Annotated in this window: 7 protein-coding genes and 1 pseudogene; 7 read left to right on the top strand and 1 reads right to left on the bottom strand. The window is 70.4% G+C overall.

Features of this window, described 5'->3' with window-relative positions; translation table 11 throughout:
- The 7 genes and pseudogenes from ABZ420_RS27845 to ABZ420_RS27815 form a co-directional block, all read left to right on the top strand.
- Window positions 1-768: pseudogene (locus tag ABZ420_RS27845) on the top strand (lytic transglycosylase); the annotation flags it as partial.
- 113 nt (window positions 769-881) lie between these two features.
- A complete protein-coding gene (locus tag ABZ420_RS27840) occupies window positions 882-1,745 on the top strand; it encodes a lytic murein transglycosylase (RefSeq protein ID WP_357128557.1) in 864 nt (287 codons plus the stop codon).
- A 19-nt stretch (window positions 1,746-1,764) separates the two neighbouring features.
- On the top strand, window positions 1,765-2,901 hold the full coding sequence (locus tag ABZ420_RS27835; protein ID WP_357128554.1) for an Mrp/NBP35 family ATP-binding protein: 1,137 nt from the start codon (window positions 1,765-1,767) through the stop codon (window positions 2,899-2,901).
- A 51-nt stretch (window positions 2,902-2,952) separates the two neighbouring features.
- Window positions 2,953-3,273 (top strand): DivIVA domain-containing protein, encoded by a 321-nt coding sequence (locus tag ABZ420_RS27830; RefSeq protein ID WP_040869480.1) that lies wholly within the window; start codon window positions 2,953-2,955, stop codon window positions 3,271-3,273.
- Window positions 3,270-3,863: a DNA-3-methyladenine glycosylase I gene (locus tag ABZ420_RS27825; protein WP_357128578.1), complete on the top strand. Its 594-nt coding sequence runs from the start codon at window positions 3,270-3,272 to the stop codon at window positions 3,861-3,863. Before ABZ420_RS27830 ends, ABZ420_RS27825 begins: the two co-directional genes overlap by 4 nt.
- Before the next feature lie 141 nt (window positions 3,864-4,004).
- Window positions 4,005-4,172, top strand: a complete 168-nt coding sequence (locus ABZ420_RS27820) for a DUF3117 domain-containing protein (RefSeq protein ID WP_011211259.1) — start codon at window positions 4,005-4,007, stop codon at window positions 4,170-4,172.
- Window positions 4,173-5,048, top strand: coding sequence for a putative RNA methyltransferase (locus ABZ420_RS27815; RefSeq protein ID WP_357128551.1), 876 nt, complete (start codon window positions 4,173-4,175; stop codon window positions 5,046-5,048).
- A gap of 9 nt (window positions 5,049-5,057) precedes the next feature.
- On the opposite strand, the gene glgA is transcribed toward ABZ420_RS27815, so the two are convergent.
- Window positions 5,058-6,212, bottom strand: coding sequence for a glycogen synthase (glgA, locus tag ABZ420_RS27810; RefSeq protein WP_357128575.1), 1,155 nt, complete (start codon window positions 6,210-6,212; stop codon window positions 5,058-5,060).
- Window positions 6,213-6,222: the final 10 nt, after the last annotated feature.

The following is a 6,222-nucleotide window of genomic DNA, read 5'->3' as shown; positions in this document are numbered from 1 at the left end:
TACAACAACTCGATGGCGTATGCGGCGAATGTGCTGAGTTGGGCGGCGGCGTATCGGACCGGGGGTTCGCCTACGCAGGTGCGCATCTCGCCGGACCTGATACCGCCGGGAGCATTGTCGCCGGGTTCGGAGATGTCCGCGGTGCGCACGACCTCCCCGACCACCGATCCGGCCGAACAGGCGCGGGCGGCGGGCCAGGCGCCCGCCCCGCGGCCGCGGCAGCAGCCGACCCAGGTGATGATCACGATCCCGGGCCTGCCCCCCATTCCCTGCGGGATCTTCTGCCCACCGCCACCGCCGGTGAAGCCGTGTGCGGGACAATCGGTGCCCGCCCCGATGCCGTTCCCGGACCTACCCGGGACCGCACGCGTACCGCTCGCACCGCAGCAGCCCTACGGCGGCGCGGCGGCCACACCCCGCGACCCCGCCGCCCCCGCGGGTCCGGCCGATCCCGCCGTGGCGGGCAGGCCCGCTGACGCCGGAGCCCTCGGGCAGCCCGGCACCCCGGACCAGGCAGCCGCCGGATGCGTTCAGCCCGATACCGCGCTGGCCACCACCGAATCCGCGCCCATCCCCGGTGACCTGCCCGTTCCCGACAACGCACCGCGCGGCGACACCGAACCCGCTACCACCACCCCGCCCGCCCCGGCGCCCGAAGCCGAACCGGCGCCCAGCGCCGAATCCGCACCTACGCCGCCGCCGGGCATCACCCTGCCGTTCGGCATCGTCATCCCCCTGCCCGCGCTACCGGTCGCACCACAGCAGTGATTCAAACTTCGTATCAGATCACGAAGCAGTAACAAAAAGATCTCGGATGCGGTAGCCTCTCCCTCGGTCCGTAACAAAGGGCTCACAGCGAGTCATGGGAGGGTCACCACACCGTGGGGCGTCATCGAAAACAACCGCCTGCCACCGTCAGACGCAGTTCCGTCATCGCGTTGACCGGATTGGTTCCCGCCGGGCTCGTCTCCGTCACCGCCGCCTCCGAGGTCGGCGACGCCGTCCCGCTCGCGGCCGCGGTCCAGACGCCGGATGATCAGGACGTGCAGGGCGCCCGGCCGCAGTCGGCCGTCGAGCCCGTCGCGGGCACCGAATTCCTCGCGCACGCGATGGCCAAGGCCGCGCCCACCACGAAGCCCGTGGTGAAAACCGTTGCGCTGCCGAGTGGGCGGCAACTCGCCGCGATGCCTGCCGGGCCGCTTGGCATCCCCGGCGTGGCCGTCGCGGCCTATCAGAACGCGGAACGGGTGCTGGCCGCCGAGAACCCGGTGTGCGGCATGCCGTGGTCGCTGCTGGCCGGCATCGGCCGGGTCGAGTCCACCCACGCCTTCGGCGGTAAGGCCGATGCCGACGGCAACCCGCTCAGCCCCGTCTACGGCCCCGTGCTGGACGGCTCGCTCACCGGCAACCACGTCGTCCGCGACTCCGACGACGGCGCACTGGACGGCCTGGACGGCTACGACCGCGCGATCGGTCCGATGCAGTTCCTGCCCGACACCTGGAAGCGTTACGCGGGCGACGGCAACGGCGACGGCATCGCCGATCCGCAGAATCTGTTCGACGCCGCCCTGACCGCCGGGAAGTACCTGTGCGAAGGCGGCCTGAACATGCGTGACCTGGCACAACAGTCCAAAGCGATCCTGCGCTACAACCACTCCATGGCCTACGTCGCGAACGTCATGGCCTGGGAGACCTCCTACAGCACGGGGGTCGCACCCCGGCCCGCGGAGCTGCCGAAAATTTGACACGCCTAAAATTCCTGCCATGCCAGTAGTTACGGAATCGGACGTGCGGGGTGCCCTCGCGAAGGTCGACGACCCGGAGATCCGCAAGCCGATCACCGAACTGGGCATGGTGAAAAGCGTCGTCATCGGCGCCGGCAGCGATGTCCACGTGGAGATCTACCTGACGACGGCGGGCTGCCCCCTGCGTACGGAGATCCAGCAGCGGGTCACCAAGGCCATCGCCGACGTGCCCGGTGTGGGCGCCATCTCCGTCGATCTCGACGTGATGGACGACGAGCAGCGCACCGCACTGCGCAAACAGTTGCGCGGCGACTCGGCCGATCCGGTCATCCCGTTCGCCCAGCCCGGCTCGCTGACCCGCGTATACGCGGTCGCCTCCGGGAAGGGCGGCGTCGGTAAGTCCAGCGTCACGGTGAACCTGGCCGCCGCCATGGCCGCGCGCGGTCTGTCGGTCGGCGTGCTGGACGCGGACATCTACGGTCATTCCGTCCCGCGCATGCTCGGCACCGATGCCAGGCCCACCCAGGTCGAGCGGATGATCATGCCGCCGGTCGCGCACGACGTGAAAATGATCTCGATCGCGCAGTTCACTCAGGGCAACACGCCTGTGGTGTGGCGCGGCCCGATGCTGCACCGGGCGTTGCAGCAGTTCCTCGCCGACGTGTTCTGGGGTGACCTCGACATCCTGCTGCTCGACCTGCCGCCCGGCACGGGCGACGTCGCCATCTCCATCGCGCAGCTGATCCCGGGGGCCGAGATCCTGGTCGTCACCACCCCGCAGCCGGCCGCCGCCGAGGTGGCCGAGCGGGCGGGCGCGATCGCGCTGCAAACACGCCAGCGCATCGCGGGCGTGGTGGAGAACATGTCCTGGCTCGACCTGCCGGACGGCACCCGGATGGACCTGTACGGCTCCGGTGGCGGCCAGGCCGTCGCCGACCGGCTCACCCGCGCGGTGGGTGCGACCGTGCCGCTGCTCGGTCAGATCCCCATCGAACAGGCACTGCGGGAAGCGGGCGACGAAGGCACCCCGATCGTGCTGCGCGATCCGGAGAACCCCGCCGCCAAGGCTCTGCTGGAGGTGGCCGACAAGCTCGCCGTCCGCCGCCGCGGCCTCGCGGGCATGTCCCTGGGCATCGACACCACCCGGCATCTGTAGCGAGCGCGACGCGCGAAACCACCTGTCGGTGTGCCCTAATAAGCTCACCTCATGCTCACCATGCTGTTGTACGTGCTGATCGTCGGCCTGGTCGCCGCGGTGCTGTTCTTACTGGCCAGTGCGGTGTTCGGGCGGTCGGAGGAGCTGGGGCCGCTGCCGGAGGGGACGACGGCCACCGTGCTGCCGGTGGAGGGGATCACCGGGGCGGACGTGCGCGCGTTGCGCTTCCAGCAGGTGGTGCGCGGCTACAAAGCCGGTGAGGTGGATTGGGCGCTGACCCGGCTGGCCGCGCGGATCGATGAGCTCCAGCACCAGCTGGCCGAAGCGCAGGCCGCGCGGTGGCAGACGCCGATCGCGCCGGAGTCGAAGTGAGCGCCCTGGCCGACGACGGGCTGGTTCGCTGTGCCTGGCCGCTGGAGTCCCAGCTCTATCGGGACTATCACGACCACGAGTGGGGCAAGCCCCTGCACGGCGACGACGCCTTGTTCGAGCGGCTCTGCCTGGAGGCGTTTCAATCCGGCCTGTCCTGGCTGACCATCCTGCGCAAACGCCCGGCCTTTCGTGCGGCGTTCGCGGGGTTCGCCATCGAGCGCGTCGCGGAGTTCGGCGACGACGACGTCGCCCGGCTGATGGCCGACGCGGGCATCGTCCGCAACCGCAGCAAGATCGACGCGGCCATCGCCAACGCCCGGGTTGCCCGCGACCTCGACATCGGCCTGGACGAGTTGCTCTGGTCTTTCGCCCCACCGCCGCGCCCGCGCCCGCGCCGCGGCGCCGACGTTCCCGCGACCACACCCGAATCCATCGCGCTGGCAAAAGAATTGAAACGGCGCGGATTCCGGTTCGTCGGACCGACCACGGCGTACGCCCTGATGCAGGCGACCGGGATGGTGGATGACCACCTGGCCGATTGCTGGGTGGGCAACGACCGGCCCGACACGGGCCGACCGGTCACTTTTTGAACTCAGCTATCCGTCCACATCGGCGATAGGGAAGAATGGGACGGGTGTAGCTCGCCAAACGCCGGCGAGCTCACTGGTTGGTGACAACTGGAGTTCCAAGAAAGTGCGCAGCAGACCGCGCAGATCTGGAGGGAGCAGAGGATGGCGGCCATGAAGCCCCGCACCGGGGACGGTCCCCTCGAGGCAACCAAAGAAGGGCGTGGAATCGTTATGCGGGTTCCACTCGAGGGTGGCGGGCGTCTGGTCGTCGAACTCACGCCGGACGAGGCAGCGGCGCTCGGTGACGAACTGAAGAGCGTCACGAGCTGAGTGGGCCCGGCTGAGCACTCGGCCCTCGCCGACGCGGCCGGCGTCCTGGCCTGCCCGGAATGCATTCGGGCGCACCAGGACGCCGCGCCGCTCGCGCTCGAACCGCGGGATCGAGCAGTGCGCTGCGGTCGCGGTCACAGCTTCGACGTCGCCAGACAGGGCTACGTCAGTTTGCTGACCGGTGCGTCGACCAAGATGACCGGGGACACCGCGGCCATGCTCGACGCTCGTGCCGCTTTCCAGCGCGGAGGGCACTTCGCGCCGATCGCCGACGCGGTGACGCACGCCGTCACGACGCGCCGGACAAACGGCCCGCTACTGGAGATCGGCGCGGGCACCGGCTACTACCTCGCCCGGGCGCTCGACGCCGCTCCCCCGGCCGTCGGCATCGGACTGGACGTGGCCAAACCCGCCGTCCGGCGCTGCGCCCGCGCCCACCCACGCGCCGCGGCGGTGCTGGCCGACGCCTGGCGTGGGTTGCCGATCCGCGACGGTGCGCTGTCCTGCGTACTCTCCGTCTTCGCCCCGCGCAATCCCGGCGAGATCGCCCGGGTGCTCGCCGAGGACGGCCGCTTCGTCGTCGCCACACCCACCGAACGTCATCTTCGCGAGCTGATCGAGCCACTGGACATGGTCCGGGTCGACCCCGACAAGGACCGCAGGCTCGACTCCGCCATGGCGGGACATTTCGAACCGGTCGACCGGACGCTGGTGGAGTACCCGATGACGCTCGCCAGAGCCGACGTCGCGCACGTGGTGGGGATGGGTCCTTCCGCGCACCACGCCGCCGCGGCAGCGGCGGATCCGGCGCGGCTGCCGGAGTCCGTCGAGGTGACCGCTTCGGTCGTCGTGGGCACCTATCGCCCGGCGGCCTGAGCGCCCGGCTCAGCCCTTCCTGATCTCGTCGTACACCGCCACCGTGCGCGCCGCGATGCGCGACCAGTCGAATTCGGAGATCGCCCGCTCTCGGCCCGCGGCCCCTAGGCGGACGGCCAGCTCTCGATCGCCGGCCACCTCGTTCACGGCGGCGGCGAGCTCGTGCTCGTAGTCCCCGGCCGCACCCGCGTCGTAGTGCACAAGCCGTCCGTTGCGGCTGTCGACCACCTCGGGGATGCCGCCGACGTCCGAGGCGACCACCGCGGTCGCGCAGGCCATCGCCTCCAGGTTGACGATGCCGAGCGGCTCGTACACCGACGGGCACACGAACAGCGACGCGGCGGCGAGAATCTGCCGGATCTGCTCGGTCGGCAACATCTCGCGAACCCAGAACACGTTGCCGCGACGCTGCCGCAGCTCGTGCACGGCCGCGGTGACCTCTTGCGCCAGCTCGGGCGTGTCCGGCGCGCCCGCGCACAGCACGAGCTGGATGTCGGGATCGAAGTCGCGGGCGGCGGCCAGCAGGTGGCCGACACCCTTCTGGCGCGTGATGCGGCCGACGAAGGCGACGACGGGAAGGTCGTTCCGCACGCCGAGTTCGGCGAGCACCGACGGCTCGTCACCGGTCGCCGGACCGGGATGCCAGACGGTCCCGTCGATGCCGTTGTGCACCACGTGGACCCGGGCCGGGTCGACGGCGGGGTAGGCGTCGAGCACGTCGCGGCGCATGCCCTCGCTCACCGCGATGACGGCGTCGGCGTGCTCGACGGCGTTGCGCTCCGACCAGGAGGACAGCCGGTAGCCGCCGCCGAGCTGCTCGGCCTTCCACGGCCTGCGCGGCTCCAGCGAATGCGCGGTCAGCACGTGCGGGATGCCGTAGAGGGTCGCGGCCAGATGACCGGCCAAGCCGCTGTACCAGGTGTGCGAGTGCACCACGTCCACCTCGCCGACGGCGTCGGCCATCCGTAGCTGGGCGGACATCATCCGCAGTGCGGCGTTGGCGGCGTGTAGCGATGGATCCGGTTGATGGACCACGGCATCCGGGCGCTCCACGCCCATGCAGTGCACGGTCACCTCGCACAGATGACGCAAATGCGCCGTCAGCTGGGTGACGTGCACCCCCGCCCCGCCGTACACCTCGGGTGGATATTCGCGGGTCAGCATCGCGACGCGA

Origin of the sequence: Nocardia sp. NPDC005745 (assembly GCF_040630775.1) — a bacterium.
Taxonomy (GTDB): Bacteria; Actinomycetota; Actinomycetes; order Mycobacteriales; family Mycobacteriaceae; genus Nocardia.
Note: the sequence above shows the minus strand (reverse complement) of the source record. Positions and strands in the feature narration are given on the sequence as shown.

Coding starts and splice junctions, on each gene's coding strand:
- glgA (WP_357128575.1), bottom strand. CDS start 6,212: ATGCTGACCCGCGAATATCCACCCGAGGTGTACGGCGGGGCGGGGGTG.
- ABZ420_RS27830 (WP_040869480.1), top strand. CDS start 2,953: ATGCTCACCATGCTGTTGTACGTGCTGATCGTCGGCCTGGTCGCCGCG.
- ABZ420_RS27835 (WP_357128554.1), top strand. CDS start 1,765: ATGCCAGTAGTTACGGAATCGGACGTGCGGGGTGCCCTCGCGAAGGTC.
- ABZ420_RS27820 (WP_011211259.1), top strand. CDS start 4,005: ATGGCGGCCATGAAGCCCCGCACCGGGGACGGTCCCCTCGAGGCAACC.